Source organism: Pantoea sp. X-Soil-YNGN-785, assembly GCF_059730585.1.
In genome coordinates this window covers 1,768,559-1,784,599 of sequence record NZ_AP035942.1, presented here as the reverse complement: position 1 = coordinate 1,784,599, position 16,041 = coordinate 1,768,559, and the positions used below count along the sequence as shown (strand labels likewise).

The 16,041-nt window shown below is 54.0% G+C and carries 19 protein-coding genes and 1 other annotated feature; of the genes, 10 read left to right on the top strand and 9 right to left on the bottom strand.

All coding sequences use genetic code 11. The annotated features are described in order from the left end of the window. Nucleotides 1–10 precede the first annotated feature (10 nt). From pheS to AC6I8E_RS08225, 7 genes are all read right to left on the bottom strand, one after another. On the bottom strand, nt 11–994 hold the full coding sequence (gene pheS / locus AC6I8E_RS08255; RefSeq protein WP_013357682.1) for a phenylalanine--tRNA ligase subunit alpha: 984 nt from the start codon (nt 992–994) through the stop codon (nt 11–13). A gap of 71 nt (nt 995–1,065) precedes the next feature. Continuing rightward, nucleotides 1,066–1,191: a sequence feature (Phe leader region), on the bottom strand. Beyond that, nucleotides 1,142–1,186 (bottom strand): pheST operon leader peptide PheM, encoded by a 45-nt coding sequence (pheM, locus tag AC6I8E_RS08250; protein WP_106120997.1) that lies wholly within the window; start codon nt 1,184–1,186, stop codon nt 1,142–1,144. Its footprint overlaps the feature before it by 45 nt. Nucleotides 1,192–1,308: 117 nt before the next feature. Further along, complete coding sequence (rplT, locus tag AC6I8E_RS08245) at nt 1,309–1,665, bottom strand: 50S ribosomal protein L20 (RefSeq protein ID WP_003853267.1); 357 nt, start codon at nt 1,663–1,665, stop codon at nt 1,309–1,311. A 44-nt stretch (nt 1,666–1,709) separates the two neighbouring features. Beyond that, complete coding sequence (rpmI, locus tag AC6I8E_RS08240) at nt 1,710–1,907, bottom strand: 50S ribosomal protein L35 (protein ID WP_004157374.1); 198 nt, start codon at nt 1,905–1,907, stop codon at nt 1,710–1,712. A gap of 99 nt (nt 1,908–2,006) precedes the next feature. Further along, nucleotides 2,007–2,558, bottom strand: coding sequence for a translation initiation factor IF-3 (gene infC / locus AC6I8E_RS08235; RefSeq protein WP_033732471.1), 552 nt, complete (start codon nt 2,556–2,558; stop codon nt 2,007–2,009). 3 nt (nt 2,559–2,561) lie between these two features. Then, nucleotides 2,562–4,490, bottom strand: a complete 1,929-nt coding sequence (thrS, locus tag AC6I8E_RS08230) for a threonine--tRNA ligase (RefSeq protein WP_013357680.1) — start codon at nt 4,488–4,490, stop codon at nt 2,562–2,564. Nucleotides 4,491–4,738: 248 nt separating this feature from the next. Next, nucleotides 4,739–5,500 (bottom strand): DUF481 domain-containing protein, encoded by a 762-nt coding sequence (locus tag AC6I8E_RS08225; protein ID WP_013357679.1) that lies wholly within the window; start codon nt 5,498–5,500, stop codon nt 4,739–4,741. 351 nt (nt 5,501–5,851) lie between these two features. Between AC6I8E_RS08225 and ghoS the strand changes: the two genes are divergently transcribed. Together ghoS and AC6I8E_RS08215 are read left to right on the top strand one after the other, a co-directional pair. Beyond that, complete coding sequence (gene ghoS / locus AC6I8E_RS08220; protein WP_497824661.1) at nt 5,852–6,172, top strand: type V toxin-antitoxin system endoribonuclease antitoxin GhoS; 321 nt, start codon at nt 5,852–5,854, stop codon at nt 6,170–6,172. Nucleotides 6,173–6,251: 79 nt separating this feature from the next. Beyond that, complete coding sequence (locus AC6I8E_RS08215; protein WP_497824660.1) at nt 6,252–7,145, top strand: fructosamine kinase family protein; 894 nt, start codon at nt 6,252–6,254, stop codon at nt 7,143–7,145. 12 nt (nt 7,146–7,157) lie between these two features. On the opposite strand, the gene AC6I8E_RS08210 is transcribed toward AC6I8E_RS08215, so the two are convergent. Next, nucleotides 7,158–7,694: a YniB family protein gene (locus AC6I8E_RS08210; RefSeq protein WP_013357676.1), complete on the bottom strand. Its 537-nt coding sequence runs from the start codon at nt 7,692–7,694 to the stop codon at nt 7,158–7,160. Nucleotides 7,695–7,843: 149 nt separating this feature from the next. Between AC6I8E_RS08210 and hxpB the strand changes: the two genes are divergently transcribed. From hxpB to AC6I8E_RS08180, 6 genes are all read left to right on the top strand, one after another. Further along, nucleotides 7,844–8,512, top strand: a complete 669-nt coding sequence (gene hxpB, locus AC6I8E_RS08205) for a hexitol phosphatase HxpB (RefSeq protein WP_095707283.1) — start codon at nt 7,844–7,846, stop codon at nt 8,510–8,512. 176 nt (nt 8,513–8,688) lie between these two features. Then, nucleotides 8,689–9,525: a 5-dehydro-4-deoxy-D-glucuronate isomerase gene (gene kduI / locus AC6I8E_RS08200; protein ID WP_095707284.1), complete on the top strand. Its 837-nt coding sequence runs from the start codon at nt 8,689–8,691 to the stop codon at nt 9,523–9,525. A gap of 17 nt (nt 9,526–9,542) precedes the next feature. Beyond that, nucleotides 9,543–10,304, top strand: a complete 762-nt coding sequence (kduD, locus tag AC6I8E_RS08195) for a 2-dehydro-3-deoxy-D-gluconate 5-dehydrogenase KduD (protein ID WP_033782919.1) — start codon at nt 9,543–9,545, stop codon at nt 10,302–10,304. A gap of 149 nt (nt 10,305–10,453) precedes the next feature. Next, nucleotides 10,454–11,044: a metal-dependent hydrolase gene (locus AC6I8E_RS08190; RefSeq protein ID WP_033782918.1), complete on the top strand. Its 591-nt coding sequence runs from the start codon at nt 10,454–10,456 to the stop codon at nt 11,042–11,044. A 151-nt stretch (nt 11,045–11,195) separates the two neighbouring features. Then, complete coding sequence (locus tag AC6I8E_RS08185; protein ID WP_033732462.1) at nt 11,196–12,587, top strand: L-cystine transporter; 1,392 nt, start codon at nt 11,196–11,198, stop codon at nt 12,585–12,587. 188 nt (nt 12,588–12,775) lie between these two features. Further along, on the top strand, nt 12,776–13,186 hold the full coding sequence (locus AC6I8E_RS08180) for a DUF6515 family protein (RefSeq protein ID WP_147788261.1): 411 nt from the start codon (nt 12,776–12,778) through the stop codon (nt 13,184–13,186). Nucleotides 13,187–13,252: 66 nt separating this feature from the next. On the opposite strand, the gene osmE is transcribed toward AC6I8E_RS08180, so the two are convergent. After that, the gene (gene osmE / locus AC6I8E_RS08175) at nt 13,253–13,588 is read right to left on the bottom strand and encodes an osmotically-inducible lipoprotein OsmE (RefSeq protein WP_010245718.1); all 336 of its coding nucleotides are present in this window, start codon (nt 13,586–13,588) and stop codon (nt 13,253–13,255) included. Between the two features lie 303 nt (nt 13,589–13,891). Here osmE and AC6I8E_RS08170 point away from each other — a divergent pair, with 303 nt between their 5' ends. Beyond that, entirely contained in the window at nt 13,892–15,094 is a 1,203-nt protein-coding gene (locus tag AC6I8E_RS08170) for a multidrug effflux MFS transporter (protein WP_095707285.1), read from the top strand. A gap of 118 nt (nt 15,095–15,212) precedes the next feature. Next, the gene (gene nadE, locus AC6I8E_RS08165) at nt 15,213–16,037 is read left to right on the top strand and encodes an NAD(+) synthase (protein ID WP_013357668.1); all 825 of its coding nucleotides are present in this window, start codon (nt 15,213–15,215) and stop codon (nt 16,035–16,037) included. Nucleotides 16,038–16,041 lie beyond the last annotated feature (4 nt).

Here is a 16,041-nt window from a genome sequence, read left to right as displayed (position 1 = left end):
TATCCTGCCCTTACTTAAATTGTTTGAGGAAACGTAAATCATTTTCGAAGAAAGCACGCAGATCGGTCACGCCATAGCGCAACATGGTCAGACGCTCCATGCCCATACCAAAGGCGAAACCGGAATAAACTTCCGGATCGATGCCGACGTTGCGCAGCACGTTAGGGTGCACCATGCCGCAACCCAGCACTTCCAGCCACTTACCGTTTTTACCCATAACATCCACTTCTGCCGATGGCTCAGTGAACGGGAAATAAGAAGGACGGAAGCGAATCTGCAAATCTTCTTCGAAGAAGTTGTTCAGGAAATCGTGCAGCGTGCCTTTCAGGTTGGTAAAGCTGATGTTTTTATCCACGATCAGCCCTTCCATCTGATGGAACATCGGCGTGTGCGTCTGGTCATAATCGTTACGGTAGACGCGGCCTGGCGCAATAATACGGATAGGCGGCTGCTGAGCCTGCATGGTGCGGATCTGCACGCCAGAGGTCTGCGTACGCAGCAGACGCGTGGCGTCGAACCAGAAGGTATCGTGATCGGCACGCGCCGGGTGGTGCGCAGGAATATTCAGCGCATCGAAGTTATGATAATCATCTTCAATTTCGGGCCCTGTTACCACGCCAAAGCCTAACTCGCCAAAGAAGGTCTCAATGCGATCCATGGTGCGGGTGACCGGATGCAGACCGCCATTCTCGATACGACGACCCGGCAGAGAGACATCAATGGTCTCTTCAGCCAGACGGGCATTCAGCACCGCGGTTTCCAGTGCATCTTTACGGGCATTCAGTCGATCGGTGACCTGCTGCTTCGCTTCATTGATTACCGCACCCGCTGCAGGACGCTCTTCTGCTGGCAGCTCGCGTAGCGTCGTCATCTGCAGTGTGAGATGTCCTTTCTTACCCAGGTATTCGACGCGCACCGCGTCAAGGGCGGCGATATCCGTCGCCCCGTCGATGGCCGCCGTGGCGCTGGCCACCAGTTCTGCGAGTTGGGACATAGTTTCCTCTTTTTCCAGTCAGGCTGGTCAGTTCTCGTTGGGACCTGCCGGTCCAATATGCTAGCGCCAGAAACAAAAAAGCCTCCACGAGGGAGGCTTTTAGCGCGATTTTTCGTTTCTTCTCTTATGCGCAAAAGCCCCCGAATGTCAGGCGCTAAAGTAAAAAAAGAAACGGAAAATAGCAGCATTCATGCTTGCGGTTACCTTGTCATGCGATACAGGGGGTCTATTGAAAAGCTCAGCGACGAAAATGTCAATCTTTTGCGTAAGTTACAGGCAATAAAAAAGGGAGCAAGCTCCCTTTTCCATCTGACTTACGCCAGGGCTGATTTCGCTTTTTCGACCAGTGCAGAGAATGCCACTTTGTCGAATACTGCGATGTCGGCCAGGATCTTACGGTCAATCTCAATGGCTGCTTTTTTCAGACCATTGATGAAACGGCTGTAAGACATGCCGTTCTGACGCGCCGCTGCGTTGATACGCGCGATCCACAGCTGACGGAACTGACGCTTACGCTGACGACGGTCACGGTAAGCATACTGACCAGCTTTGATAACAGCCTGGAAAGCAACACGGTAAACACGTGAACGTGCACCGTAATAGCCTTTAGCTTGTTTTAAGATTTTTTTGTGACGTGCGCGAGCAACTACACCACGTTTTACACGAGCCATTTAGCTCTCCTGTTTAATATTCTGAATTAATGAAAAAAATTTACTTATGCGTACGGCAGGCAGGCAATAACCAGACCCAGATCGCCTTTTGACACCATGCCTTTAGGGCGCAGGTGACGTTTACGCTTAGTAGATTTTTTAGTCAGAATATGACGCAGGTTTGCGTGTTTACGCTTGAAGCCGCCAGAAGCGGTCTTCTTGAAGCGCTTAGCCGCGCCACGTACAGTTTTAATCTTTGGCATTTTAAAAATATCCACTTCGCATTGTTAATAACATGACCCAGACAGGCGAACAGATAACCGCACAGCGCGAACGCTGCGCGGTCATTGCTACTTGAAAGCCTACTGTTTCTTCTTAGGAGCGAGCACCATGATCATCTGGCGGCCTTCGATCTTCGAAGGGAAGGATTCGACAATGGCCAAATCCAGATCTTCACACAGGTCTTTACGGACGCGGTTAAGCACTTCCATACCGATCTGCTGGTGCGCCATCTCACGACCGCGGAAGCGGAGCGTGATTTTGGCTTTATCGCCATCTTCCAGAAAGCGAATCAGGTTGCGTAGTTTGACCTGATAGTCGCCATCATCGGTTCCAGGACGGAATTTGATTTCCTTAACCTGAATAACTTTTTGCTTCTTCTTCTGTTCCTTAGAAGATTTGCTTTTTTCATAGAGGAACTTGCCGTAATCCATAATACGGCAGACCGGCGGTTCGGCATTCGGGCTGATTTCGACTAAGTCGCCGCCCGCTTCCTCGGCTTTTTCCAGAGCTTCGCGTAATGTGACAATGCCAATCGGCTCGCCATCCATGCCCGTTAAGCGCACTTCAGTTGCGCGGATTTCACTGTTAATTTTGTTCGGACGCGTCGGTAGTACTCGTTTTCCGCCTTTAATACTTTATTCCTCCAATTGGTGAAGATTTCGGCTGCGAATCTCTTGTTGAAGTTTCTCAACAAACAGATCGACATCCATCGATCCCAGGTCTTTACCACGGCGGGTGCGAACGGCAACTTTGCCAGATTCCACCTCTTTATCACCGCAGACCAACATATAAGGGACGCGACGTAATGTGTGCTCGCGGATTTTAAAGCCTATCTTCTCATTTCTCAAGTCTGCCTTCACACGAATGCCAGCATTCTGCAGCTTACGCGTCAAAGACTCAACATATTCCGCTTGTCCGTCGGTAATATTCATTACCACAACTTGCAGCGGTGCCAGCCAGGTTGGGAAGAAACCGGCGAATTCTTCGGTAAGAATACCGATGAAGCGCTCCATCGATCCCAGAATCGCACGGTGAATCATCACTGGCGTCTGACGGTCGTTGTTTTCACCCACGTAGGTTGCTTCAAGGCGTTTTGGCAGGGAGAAGTCTAGCTGAACTGTTCCGCACTGCCAGGCGCGATCAAGACAATCGTACAAAGTGAACTCAATTTTAGGGCCGTAGAACGCGCCTTCACCTGGCTGGAACTCAAACTCAATGTTGTTTTCGTTCAGCGCAGCGGCCAGGTCTTCCTCGGCACGATCCCACATCTCATCTGTACCGATGCGCTTCTCAGGACGGGTGGATAACTTCACCACAATCTTTTCAAAGCCGAAGGTGCTGTACATGTCATAAACCATGCGGATACAGCTGTTCACTTCGTCACGCACCTGCTCTTCTGTACAGAAGACGTGTGCATCATCCTGGGTAAAGCCGCGAACGCGCATCAGACCGTGCAGCGCACCTGATGGCTCATTACGGTGACAGCTACCAAACTCTGCCATACGCAGCGGCAGGTCACGGTAGGATTTCAGACCCTGATTAAAGATCTGAACGTGTCCAGGACAGTTCATCGGTTTGATGCAGTATTCACGGTTCTCAGATGAGGTGGTGAACATTGCTTCTTTATAGTTTTCCCAGTGCCCGGTTTTTTCCCACAGGACGCGGTCCATCATGAACGGACCTTTCACTTCCTGGTACTGGTACTCTTTTAATTTGCTGCGGACAAACACTTCCAGCTCACGGAAGATGGTCCAGCCGTCATTATGCCAGAAGACCATACCGGGTGCTTCTTCCTGCATGTGGTAGAGATCCAGCTGCTTACCAATCTTACGATGGTCACGCTTCGCCGCCTCTTCCAGACGCTGCAGATAGGCTGCCAGCTGCTTTTTGTCTGCCCATGCGGTGCCATAAATACGCTGCAGCATTTTGTTGCTGCTGTCGCCGCGCCAGTAGGCACCGGAGATCTTCTGCAGTTTAAAATGATGGCAGAACCGCATGTTCGGCACGTGCGGACCGCGGCACATGTCGACATATTCTTCGTGATGATACAGGCCAGGCTTATCGTCATGGCTGATGTTTTCATCAAGAATAGTGGTCTTGTAGATTTCGCCGCGCGCCGCAAAGACGTCGCGTGCTTCCTGCCAGCTGACCTTTTTCTTCACCACATCGTAGTTGGTTTCAGCCAACTGATGCATGCGTTTTTCCAGCAGGTCGATATCTTCCTGGGTCAGGGTACGATCGATGTCGACATCATAATAGAAGCCGTTATCAATGACCGGGCCGATCGCCATTTTGGTATCCGGCCACAGCTGTTTAATTGCGTGCCCTAACAGGTGCGCACAGGAGTGACGGATAATTTCCAGACCCGCTTCATCTTTTGCGGTAATGATCGCAACAGCGGCATCGTCGGTGATGGGATCAGCAGCATCAACCAGTTCACCGTTAACGCGGCCAGCGATACAGGCTTTCGCCAGACCTGGACCGATGTCCAGCGCAATATCCATGACACTGACAGGGCGGTCAAACACGCGCTGGCTGCCATCAGGAAGCGTAATTACAGGCATTTCATGTCCTTATTTGCAGTGGTAAGCCACACGAAAGCTTACATGCAACGTAATATAAAATGAGTGACCTGGCGTGATATCAGACCCACATTGTCGGAATGTCGCCAGGATTGCAGTGCGGAGCAGATGATAGCAGTTTTCGCCGACGAGAAAAACCATCCCCTTTTCGCTAAGCCATGGAGCGAACAAAAAAAAGCGGCCTGACACACAGTGTCAGACCGCCGGGCTTGCCGCAGGCAAAAATGCGCTTACATCGCGTAAGAGAGCATGATTGAGGTTTTGGTGTCGGTGCGATCTGGCGCAGACTCAGCCGGATTGTTGTTCCAGGTGACGTTGTAAGCCAGCTTCAGCGCGAAGTGGCTATTGATAGCGACCTGCAGGCCGGTTTCAGAGTTCACCGTGGTGTCTTCACCGAAGCTGCTCAGCACGGATACGCCCTGAATAAATTTGGTGGTATCGGTCAGCTGCCACTGATAGCTCACAGCGCCATAGCCCAGCGCCTTGGTCTGATGACCGCCAGCGTGGTAATCGTCATAACGTACACCCGGACCAAATTCCGCACGCAGCGAGTGCACTGGACCGTTCAGGATCTGACGACCGTAACCGGCAGTCAGCACGTCACGTGAATCGTAACCATTGAAACGATCGCTTAACCAGCTCGCCTGGCCAAACAGGTAGTCATAGGAGTTGAGGTTATAGCGTGAACGACCACCGATGTTGTACGTCTCTGAAGAGCGTTCATCATTTGACGAGGTGTTCGCTGCGTTACCCCACAAGCTGTAGGCCATAGATGACTGATACCAGGTCATATTGGTCTGAGCAGTCAGCGATGAACTGGTGGTGTTACCGGTTTGCGCCAGGTATCCCGCAGAAGCAGAACCTTCAAATGGCTTTTTAGCCGTGGAAGGGTCATCCATTGAGGTGAATACGGCGTTATCGGCCAGTGCCTGGTGACAAAACGCTCCGGCGGAGAGCAAAAGAACAGCAGACAGCTTGTTATAGGCTTTCATTAAATGTGATCCGTGCGACTGTTTAAAAAACGGAGAGTCTGAAGCGTTTTGCCGGGCATTCAATGCAATTTACGGTAAGTTTTGTAAAAAATTATTAACTTACACAAAATGCCTGGAATCACCCTGACAACCCATGTTAATTGGGACTCATCTTATTAACGTCGCGCATTATAGTGCTGCCCAAATGAAAAGCCAGACGTAACGGCAGAAAGATTTTTACGTCATGGGCAGTACTCCTGACACTGATTTACGCTATGCGTCACGACAGACACCCAGCATCTCTTTCATAATTCGCCTGAATTTTCACCATAGTCTACGCTCAGTTCAGTTTCTCTTTCCCGGAGGTGCCTTATGAGCAACACTGCCCTGACCCGCTATATCGTGACCTTTCATTATCAGGAGTCGGGATTAAGTGACATCCTGGAGCTGACCAGCGCGATGACCGCCGCCGGTTTCACCACCACACTGGCCGATGAAAATGGCCATCCCCATGAGCTGGGCACGAACAGTTATGGCATTGTCAGTACGCTGGACGCTGAGTATCTGCGACAGCAGGTTGCGGCTGCCGGTGAAAACGCCCTGGGTCAGAAACCGGATGTGACTGTCATCACCTTTGAAGAGTATCTGCGGGACACTGCCAGTCATCGCCCCGCCACCTCAGCGCCGGAATAAAAAGGTGCAATCACGCTGGTTTTGGTGAATATTCAGGCATCAGCATCGGACTTACGCAGCGAACAACGAGGATAGCCCTATGTGGTCAGCCATCAGTCGTCTGTTAAGCGAGCAGTTAGGCAACGCCGAAATCACTCAACGTCACGCCCTTGCGGGTGGTGATATCCATCCCACCTGGCATATTCGCTACGGTGATCACGATGTCTTTGTCAAAAGTAACAGCCGCGAGATGCTGTCGCTTTTTACCTGGGAAGCCGACCAGCTTGCCTTGCTGGCGCGCACCGGCACGGTTCGGGTACCAGAAGTGTATGGTGTGGGTCATCATCGCGAGGAGAGCTTTCTGTTGCTGGAATATATCAGGCCACAGCCGCTTGATGAGCAGAGTGCATATCAGCTGGGTCAGCAGCTGGCGCACCTGCACCAGTGGAGCGAACAGACGCAGTTCGGCCTCGATTTCGACAACAACATCACCACCACGCCCCAGCCCAATAGCTGGCTGCGGCGCTGGTCGGTCTTTTTTGCCGAACAGCGCATTGGCTGGCAGCTGCAGCTGGCGGCCGAAAAGGGAATTCAGTACGGGGATACCGAGCTGATTATCGCCTCCGTGCAGCGGGTGCTTGCGTCACATCATCCGCAGCCGTCGCTGCTGCATGGTGATCTCTGGCCCGCTAACTGCGCCAGCAGTGACAATGGCCCCTGGCTGTTCGATCCCGCCTGCTACTGGGGCGACCGTGAGTGCGATTTAGCCATGCTGAGCTGGTACCCTGACATGCCCCGCCAGATTTATGACGGTTATCAGGCTGTGTGGCCCCTGCCGGATGGTTTTTCGCAGCGTCTGCCGGTCTACCAGCTCTACTATCTGCTGAACCGGGCTAACGTGTTTGGCGGGCACTGGCCCGGCGATGCACAGTTCGCCATTGGCCAGTTGCTGGATGAGGATGCGCTCGGCACCCGTCAGGCCAGACCGGCCTGACGGCGTTCACGGTCAGATAAAGCCCAGCAGCGACAGCGCAAAATATCCGGCTATCGCAATCACCACTGGCAGGACATAAAGCGGGAAGATCTGCAGGAAGATGGTGTGACGGGGAACGCGCACCTTCTCTTCCAGTTGCTGACGGCTGCGTCCTTCACTGCCCTTTGCCTGCTCCAGAATCATCTGATCTTCAATGCCCTCTTTGACGTGACGTGCCTGCCGTCCCATCCGCGCGCCTGATGATTCCAGCGCCAGCCCGACAAAAATCAGAATGTAGATCAGCCAGAAACCCAGATTCATCTGACCGTTAAATTCCGGTACCGGCGAGTTATGCCAGAAAACGTTCAGGAATGGCGTGTTGAAGCGCAGCATATCGACAATGACATGGACGAAATCAAGCATAACGGCGTCAATGCCCGGCTGCTTCTCGCTGTGCTTAAACATAAAGCTCAATACCGAAATAATGGTCGACAACAGTGCCACTAAAAAGAGCACCCAGCCCACCACGCGCTTAAGGATGGCGATACGGCCAGCCTGTTGATAGGTCATAATATCTCCTGAACCTGGAATCCAATTTGCCGTCAGTCTACCTGCCAACGAAGAAATTTCCCAAATAAAGCGTGGTCAATCGGATGAAGCATGCGTCAGCAGAGAATGATGTTATGGTTAAACCGACTTTATTTATAAGGAGACCGCTGATGACCTGGCACCGCCCTGTCCTTGCTGCCCTGTTTGATATGGATGGCTTACTGATCGATTCTGAACCGCTGTGGGATCAGGCTGAACTGGATATCTTTTCAACGCTGGACGTCGACCTGTCACGACGCAGTGAAATGCCCGATACCCTTGGCCTGCGTATCGACCAGACTGTGCGGATGTGGTACGAAACGCTGCCCTGGCAGGGCCCCTCTCAGCAGGAGGTTACTGACCGTATTATTGCGCGCGCCATGACGCTGGTGGATCAGACGCGGCCGCTTCTGCCTGGCGTGGAAACAGCGCTGCAGCTGTGCCAGGAGCAGGGAATGAAAATCGGCCTGGCCTCAGCATCGCCGCTCATGATGCTGGAACAGGTACTGGAGATCTTCAACCTGCGCCACTATTTCGATGTGCTGGCTTCAGCAGAAGCACTGCCCTACAGCAAGCCCCATCCGCAGGTCTACCTTAACGCCGCCGCCAGCCTGGCAATTGATCCACTCAACTGCGTCACGCTGGAAGACTCGTTCAATGGCATGATCGCCACCAAAGCGGCCCGCATGCGGTCGATTGTGGTGCCTGCCGCTGAACACCGCGATGACCCGCGTTGGGCGCTGGCGGATGTCCGGCTGGACAATCTGACCCAGCTTAGCCTGCAGCATCTGCAGGGATGATAAACAGCCCGCGCATAGCGGGCTTTTTTTTGCCCGCTGCGCCTGCCGGTTGATCTGCTCCGCAAAAAAAATAAAACAACGTTTCATTTTTATTGAATTCCCATCTCGCTCTGCCTAAGATGCCCGAAGCGTCCCCATTCGGGGCATGAATAACCTGACCTGCAGAGAGGCCTGAGATGGACGTTCGCCAAAGCATTCACAGCGATCACGCTAAACAGCTCGACACTGACGCGCTGCGCCGCGAGTTTCTGATTGAGACGATTTTTTCCGCTGACAATTACACCCTGACCTACAGTCACATCGACCGCATCATCATTGGCGGCGTGATGCCGGTTAACAAGCCAGTCACTATCGGTGATGAGATGGGAAAGCAGCTGGGCGTCAGTTACTTTCTTGAACGCCGCGAGCTGGGCATGATCAACATTGGCGGTCCGGGCCTGGTTGAGGTCGACGGTAAAGCCTGGGAGATCGGTCATGAAGAGGCACTTTACATTGGTAAAGGTGCGCGCAACCTGCTGTTCCGCAGCCTGAACCCGGCCCAGCCCGCTAAATTCTATTACAACAGCGCACCCGCACACTGCACCTTCCCGGATAAGAAGATTACGTTACAGGAAGCCGCAACCGCCACGCTGGGTGATGCTGCTACTGCCAATCGTCGCACCATTAACAAATTTATCGTGCCGGATGTGCTGCCCACCTGCCAGCTCACCATGGGCTTAACCCGACTGGATGAAGGCAGCCTGTGGAACACCATGCCCTGTCACACCCATGAACGGCGCATGGAAGTCTATTTCTACTTCGATATGAGCGAAGAGAGCGCGGTCTTCCACATGATGGGAGAACCCCAGCAAACCCGCCATCTGCTGGTACATAACGAGCAGGCGGTCATCTCACCCAGTTGGTCAATTCATGCCGGCGTCGGCACCCAGCGTTACACATTCATCTGGGGCATGGTGGGTGAGAATCAGGTCTTTGATGACATGGACCACGTCAAAATCAGCGAACTGCGTTAAGCAGAGGAGAAGCATAAATGGTACTGAATACGTTTGATTTAAAAGGCAAAGTGGCAATGGTGACCGGTTGCAATACCGGTCTGGGTCAGGGTATGGCTCTGGGGCTGGCTCAGGCTGGCTGCGACATTGTCGGCGTTAACCGTTTCGAACCTGACGAAACGCAGCGTAAAGTTGAAGCACTTGGCCGCCGTTTCTGGTCGATATCGGCTGACCTGATGAAATCTGATGTTGCGTCGCAGGTTGTTGAGCAGGCGGTCGCAGCCGCGGGCAGAATTGATATTCTGGTCAACAACGCCGGGATTATTCGTCGTGAAGATGCACTGAACTTCAGCGAGCAGGACTGGGATGATGTGATGAACATCAACAGTAAAACGGTCTTTTTCCTGTCACAGCAGGTAGCCCGGCAGTTTATTGCTCAGGGTAACGGCGGCAAGATTATCAATATCGCCTCTATGCTGTCGTTCCAGGGCGGCATCCGCGTGCCTTCCTATACAGCGTCGAAAAGCGCAGTCATGGGTTTAACGCGCCTGATGGCGAACGAGTGGGCGAAGCATGGCGTTAATGTTAATGCGATTGCCCCAGGCTATATGGCTACCGATAACACTGAACAGCTGCGTAAAGACCAGGCCCGAAGCGATGAGATTCTGGGGCGTATCCCGGCAGGACGCTGGGGCGTGCCTGATGACATGATGGGCCCGGTAGTTTTCCTGGCCTCTTCCGCGTCTGACTACGTTAATGGCTATACACTGGCGGTAGATGGCGGCTGGCTGGCTCGTTAATCTTTCTGGCAGAGCGGGCGGACAGTGTTTCATCACTGTCCGCCTTGTTAAAAATATTCATGCTTCGTTACAGCGTCACATGTTCTCATTTACTGGATAAATCCCTATACTGGATGCATCGACAGCTTTCTTTGCAACCAGGTTCTATCATGACGGGCGAAGGCCACATCATTTTTGCCATTGCCAGCGCTATTTTTGCCAAACGTGCTGAGCTGACACCCGTACTGGCGCAGGCCGACTGGTGGCATCTTGTTCCCTCAGCCCTGCTGACATGCCTCCTGCCCGATATCGATCACCCCAAATCTCTGCTGGGACAGCGACTACGCTGGCTTTCTCATCCTATTGCGCGCGCGTTCGGCCATCGGGGCTTTACCCATAGTTTGCTGGCGGTGGCGGCCGGTTTATGGCTTTTTCAGATAAACCTGCCCCAGTCGTCGCCGATACCGGCAGACGTACTACAGGGTCTGACGCTGGGCTACCTCAGCCATATTGTGGCTGATATGCTGACGCCCGCCGGGGTTCCGCTGCTGTGGCCCTGCCGCTGGCGCTTCCGTCTCCCGATTCTGCGCAGTCAGAAAGGAAATCAGCTTGAGCGGGCGTTATGTCTGGGACTGGTAGGCTATGCGCTGTGGTTCCCGGTCGGCATGCCATCTTTTGGTGCAAACGGCTGGCCGGCTCAGCTGTTTGATACGCTACAAAATGGCGTCGGACGGTTAATTTCCAGTCATACTGCGCAATAAAGCCGCACAAAACGTCATTAAGTTATAAACCATGCCATTTGGATATAAGGTGCCCTCTCCGCCTGCTGTTACCATTCCCGCTGTCTTAATTCGTGATTAACATTATGCGGCTTTCCCGGGTGGGAAAGCCGCATTACTCTGGAGTTTCAGTATGGACCTTCCTCTTACGCTCAATATCGTGGCCTTTGTGGTGCTGCTGGTATTGCTCTCCCGCTTCAGCCGTCAGAACTGGAGCCTGTCGAAAAAAGTGCTGACCGGTCTGGTGATCGGCGTGCTGTTCGGCCTGGTTTTGCAGTTGATCTACGGCGAAAACAGCGCAGTGGTAAAAGAGTCTATCAGCTGGTTTAACATCGTCGGTAATGGCTATGTCCAGTTGCTGCAGATGGTGGTGATGCCGCTGGTGTTCGTTTCTATTCTGAGTGCGGTGGCCCGTCTGCATAACGCCTCGTCGCTGGGGAAAATCAGCGTACTGACCATTGGCGTACTGCTGTTTACCACCGCGATTTCGGCGCTGGTCGGCGTCTTCGTCACCGGTCTGTTTGGTCTGAGCGCAGAAGGTCTGGTTCAGGGTGTGCAGGAAACCGCGCGGCTGAGTGCGATCCAGAGCAACTATGTCGGCAAAGTCTCTGACCTGAGCGTGCCACAGCTGGTGCTTTCCTTTATCCCGAAAAACCCGTTTGCCGATCTGACCGGCGCTAATCCAACGTCAATTATCAGCGTCGTCATCTTTGCCGCATTCCTGGGTGTGGCTGCCCTGCAGTTGCTGAAAGATGATGAAGTGAAAGGTCAGCGCGTGCTGGTCGCAATCGACACGCTGCAGTCATGGGTTATGAAGCTGGTGCGTTTAGTGATGAAACTGACGCCATATGGTGTGCTGGCGCTGATGACCAAAGTGGTTGCCGGTTCAAACCTGCAGGACATCATCAAGCTGGGCAGCTTTGTGGTCGCCTCTTACCTCGGTCTGGCCATCATGTTTGGTGTTCATGCTCTGCTGCTGTCGGTGAATGGCATCAACCCGCTGCGCTTCTTCCGTAAAGTGTGGCCGGTGATCACCTTCGCCTTCACCAGCCGCTCCAGCGCAGCGAGCATTCCGCTGAGCGTAGAGACGCAGACCCGTCGTCTTGGCGTGCCGGAGTCGATTGCCAGCTTCGCGGCATCCTTCGGTGCCACTATCGGCCAGAACGGCTGTGCCGGTCTCTATCCGACCATGCTGGCCGTAATGGTTGCGCCAACTGTCGGGATCAACCCGTTTGACCCGCTGTGGATTGCAACCCTGGTCGGGATCGTCACGCTGAGCTCTGCAGGTGTGGCGGGCGTCGGCGGCGGTGCCACCTTTGCCGCCCTGATTGTTCTGCCTGCGATGGGCCTGCCTGTCACCCTGGTGGCGCTGCTAATCTCCATTGAGCCGCTGATTGATATGGGTCGTACGGCACTGAACGTCAATGGTTCGATGACCGCGGGTTCCCTGACCAGCCGCTGGTTAGGTCTGACCGATAAGCGCGTACTGGAAAGTGACGACAACGCCGAGCTGGCGCACCGTTAATCTGCTGTAAGCCTGGCGCGCCCGCGCCAGGTTATTTCTGCCCTTCCTCTCCATAATCCTCCCCATTGATGGCGACGCCGTTAAGAAAGCGTTAAGCATGGTAAACAGGCGAAAAATCGCCGCTTTAGTGCTTGTCTTTACCCGGTAAAAAGCGAATTCTGCATCCAGTCTTATGAGGAGGACATCCGATGAAAAAAATTATTGCCTCGCTTCTGACGCTGGCGCTGTTGACGCCCGCGCTGGCTTTCGCCCACCCTGGCGACTGGGGCCCGGGTGGATGGGGCCGACATGGCGGACCCGGCCCCCACTGGGGCGGTCCTGGCCCCCACTGGGGCGGTCCTGGCCCGGTGCGTTTTTTACCTGAAGCCGCTACCGCGGTGCTGATTGGCGGACTGACCTACTACCTGCTGAACGGCAGTTATTATCAGCTTCATGGCGAAGAGTATGTGGTGGTCGAGCCGCCAGCAGAGTCGCGGGTCAGCAGTGAAATGCGGGTACTCGACTTTAATGGTAAACGTTTCTATGTGCAGGACGGCCACTACTACCAGCGGCAGATAGACGGTGATTATGTTGAGGTGCCGCGGCCGGCGGGATTGTAGTCCGCGCCGCAACGAAAAACGGCCCGTCATGACGACGGGCCGTTTGCTATTCAGGGGTGCTACGTATTACTGCTGAACCTGCGGATCGGTGTCATATTCCGCGCAGCTCTGGAAGCCGTAGTTCATCACACGGCCAGTGTCGTTATAGCTCACGAAGTAAGTCTGTGCTTTACCGTCGCGCTGACCCAATACGTAAGTCTGGCAGGTGCCGCGCGCGTGAACCATGGTGATTTCAGTAGACGGCGTACCAGCGATCTGACGAACCTGATCGCGGGTCATACCTTTTTTAACATCCTTAACGACTGGCTTAGTCACGTAGCTTTCAGCACGATCGTAAGTCGTACAACCAGACAGTGCAGCCAGCGTCAGCGCCGCAGCGATACATCCCATCACTTTATTCATCTTGTTGTTCCTCATTGATTGTCCATGTGGAAACAAGCCTGGAACATAAATGCTGATTTATCAAGTTTATGAGCAACAATTCATCGCATAGCAAATGTCAGGATATCGTAAAGAAGGCTGTTTTGCTGTCAACGCAGACGTATACTTCCCCGCAAAACAGACACCCTGTAACGATTCATTTTCAGACTCATCGGCCATCATCAGTGAGGGCGTTGATCAGTGTGGTAGCGGCGTTACGGGTATCTGCAATTTACTGCCTTGCCCGCTTTCTGTTCACCCCACCGCTGACGACTCCGAGGATAAATGACCCCTGTACATTCTAACCGCCTGGTTTACGCCATTACGCTCGGCCTGCTGGCCGCACTTGGCCCGCTCTGCATTGACCTCTATCTGCCCGCACTGCCACAAATGGCGCAGGATTTGCACACTGAAACCGCAACCGCGCAGCTGAGTCTGACCGCCGGCCTGCTGGGTCTGGGCGTTGGCCAGCTGCTGTTTGGCCCGATGAGCGATAAGTTTGGTCGCCTGCGCCCGCTGACCCTGTCACTGGTGCTGCTATTTATCGCCTCGATGGGCTGTGCGCTGGCGCAGGATATTAACCAGCTGCTGCTGGCACGACTGTTCGAAGGGTTAGCAGGTGCGGGCGGCGCCGTGCTGTCACGGGCGATTGCGCGTGACATGTATAGCGGTCATGAGCTGACGCGCTTCTTCGCGCTGCTGATGCTGGTCAACGGTCTGGCGCCGATTGGTGCACCGGTACTGGGCGGTGTGCTAATGACGATAGTCAACTGGCGCGGCATCTTTATGGTGCTGGGCGGCATTGCCATTCTGCTGATCCTGCTGGCACGCTGGAAGCTGCATGAAACACTGCCAGAAGAACGGCGCAGTAAAGGATCGATTTTCTCCGCTTACGCCGCGCTGGGTCAGGTGATAACCCATCGCCCCTTTATGGGCTTCTGCCTGACGCAGGGCTTTATGATGTCCGGGATGTTCGCCTACATTGGTGCCTCACCGTTTGTGCTGCAGCAGATTTATGGCCTGTCGCCTCAGGCCTTCAGCTTTTGCTTTGCGGCCAACGGTTTTGGTCTGATCATTGCCTCGCAGACCAGCGCCCGTCTCTGTCCGCTTTGGGGCGAGTATCGGGTGCTGAAAGGCGGGCTGACGCTGGCCTTTGTCGCCTCCAGCCTGCTGCTGTTGACTGCGCTGCTCCATGCACCGCTGGCACTGCTGCTGGTCGCACTGTTCTTTACCATCGCCAGTAATGGCGTGATCGCCACCACCGCCTCATCACTGGCGATGCAGAGTCAGGGCCACCGCGCGGGCAGCGCCTCTGCCGTGATTGGCGTCACCATGTTCACGCTGGGCGCAATTACTGTGCCGATCACCGGCATCGGCGGCACCTCGGTACTGAGCATGTGTGCCACCATTTTCGGCTGCTTTATGATGGCAATTCTGATGTTCAGCGTGCTGGCGAAAAAACCGCTGCCGCAGGTAAAAACTCACTGATTTCGCAATGTTAAGGCGTAATCAGTTGCCGCTTAAGCTTGTTGTTTTGGCGAAGGCACGTTAGCTTTATTAAAACGTTCGCATCGAGCCGACAGGCCACTGACCTGAGGAGAAGTTCATGTCACTGCAGCAGGAAATTATTGAAGCATTGGGTGTGAAACCCGCTATCGACGCCGACCAGGAAGTGCGCGTCAGCGTCGATTTTCTAAAAGCCTACCTGAAACGTCACAGCGGACTGAAAACGCTGGTGCTGGGGATCAGCGGCGGTCAGGATTCAACGCTGGCGGGTAAGCTGGCGCAAACGGCGATCAGCGAGTTGCGTCAGGAGAGTGGTGACAACGACTATACCTTCATTGCCGTGCGTCTGCCCTATGGTGTGCAGGCGGATGAGCAGGATTGCCAGGACGCGCTGGCTTTCATCAAGCCTGACCGTTCGCTGGTAGTCAATATCAAAGAGTCAGTGCTCGCCAGTGAGCGTGCGCTGAAAGACGCAGGTATCACGCTTTCTGACTTCGTGCGCGGCAACGAAAAAGCGCGCGAGCGAATGAAAGCGCAATACAGCATTGCCGGCATGACCAAAGGGGTAGTGGTCGGCACCGATCACGCGGCGGAAGCGGTCACCGGATTCTTCACCAAGTATGGCGATGGCGGCACTGACATCAACCCGCTGTTCCGCCTGAACAAGCGTCAGGGCAAACAGCTGCTGAAGCATCTTGGCTGCCCGGAACATCTCTACCTGAAGAAGCCGACTGCCGATCTGGAAGATGATCGTCCAGGCCTGCAGGATGAAGTGGCGCTGGGTGTCACCTACGAGATGATCGATGATTATCTGGAAGGGAAAACCATCAATCCTGATAACGCCCGCATCATCGAAGGCTGGTATCTGAAAACCGAGCACAAACGTCGCCCGCCGATCACGGTATTTGACGACTTCTGGAAGTAATCCC

Coding starts and splice junctions, on each gene's coding strand:
- thrS (WP_013357680.1), bottom strand. CDS start 4,490: ATGCCTGTAATTACGCTTCCTGATGGCAGCCAGCGCGTGTTTGACCGC.
- pheS (WP_013357682.1), bottom strand. CDS start 994: ATGTCCCAACTCGCAGAACTGGTGGCCAGCGCCACGGCGGCCATCGAC.
- AC6I8E_RS08180 (WP_147788261.1), top strand. CDS start 12,776: ATGAAAAAAATTATTGCCTCGCTTCTGACGCTGGCGCTGTTGACGCCC.
- ghoS (WP_497824661.1), top strand. CDS start 5,852: ATGAGCAACACTGCCCTGACCCGCTATATCGTGACCTTTCATTATCAG.
- rplT (WP_003853267.1), bottom strand. CDS start 1,665: ATGGCTCGTGTAAAACGTGGTGTAGTTGCTCGCGCACGTCACAAAAAA.
- osmE (WP_010245718.1), bottom strand. CDS start 13,588: ATGAATAAAGTGATGGGATGTATCGCTGCGGCGCTGACGCTGGCTGCA.
- AC6I8E_RS08215 (WP_497824660.1), top strand. CDS start 6,252: ATGTGGTCAGCCATCAGTCGTCTGTTAAGCGAGCAGTTAGGCAACGCC.
- AC6I8E_RS08210 (WP_013357676.1), bottom strand. CDS start 7,694: ATGACCTATCAACAGGCTGGCCGTATCGCCATCCTTAAGCGCGTGGTG.
- rpmI (WP_004157374.1), bottom strand. CDS start 1,907: ATGCCAAAGATTAAAACTGTACGTGGCGCGGCTAAGCGCTTCAAGAAG.
- nadE (WP_013357668.1), top strand. CDS start 15,213: ATGTCACTGCAGCAGGAAATTATTGAAGCATTGGGTGTGAAACCCGCT.
- AC6I8E_RS08190 (WP_033782918.1), top strand. CDS start 10,454: ATGACGGGCGAAGGCCACATCATTTTTGCCATTGCCAGCGCTATTTTT.
- hxpB (WP_095707283.1), top strand. CDS start 7,844: ATGACCTGGCACCGCCCTGTCCTTGCTGCCCTGTTTGATATGGATGGC.
- AC6I8E_RS08185 (WP_033732462.1), top strand. CDS start 11,196: ATGGACCTTCCTCTTACGCTCAATATCGTGGCCTTTGTGGTGCTGCTG.
- AC6I8E_RS08225 (WP_013357679.1), bottom strand. CDS start 5,500: ATGAAAGCCTATAACAAGCTGTCTGCTGTTCTTTTGCTCTCCGCCGGA.
- kduI (WP_095707284.1), top strand. CDS start 8,689: ATGGACGTTCGCCAAAGCATTCACAGCGATCACGCTAAACAGCTCGAC.
- AC6I8E_RS08170 (WP_095707285.1), top strand. CDS start 13,892: ATGACCCCTGTACATTCTAACCGCCTGGTTTACGCCATTACGCTCGGC.
- kduD (WP_033782919.1), top strand. CDS start 9,543: ATGGTACTGAATACGTTTGATTTAAAAGGCAAAGTGGCAATGGTGACC.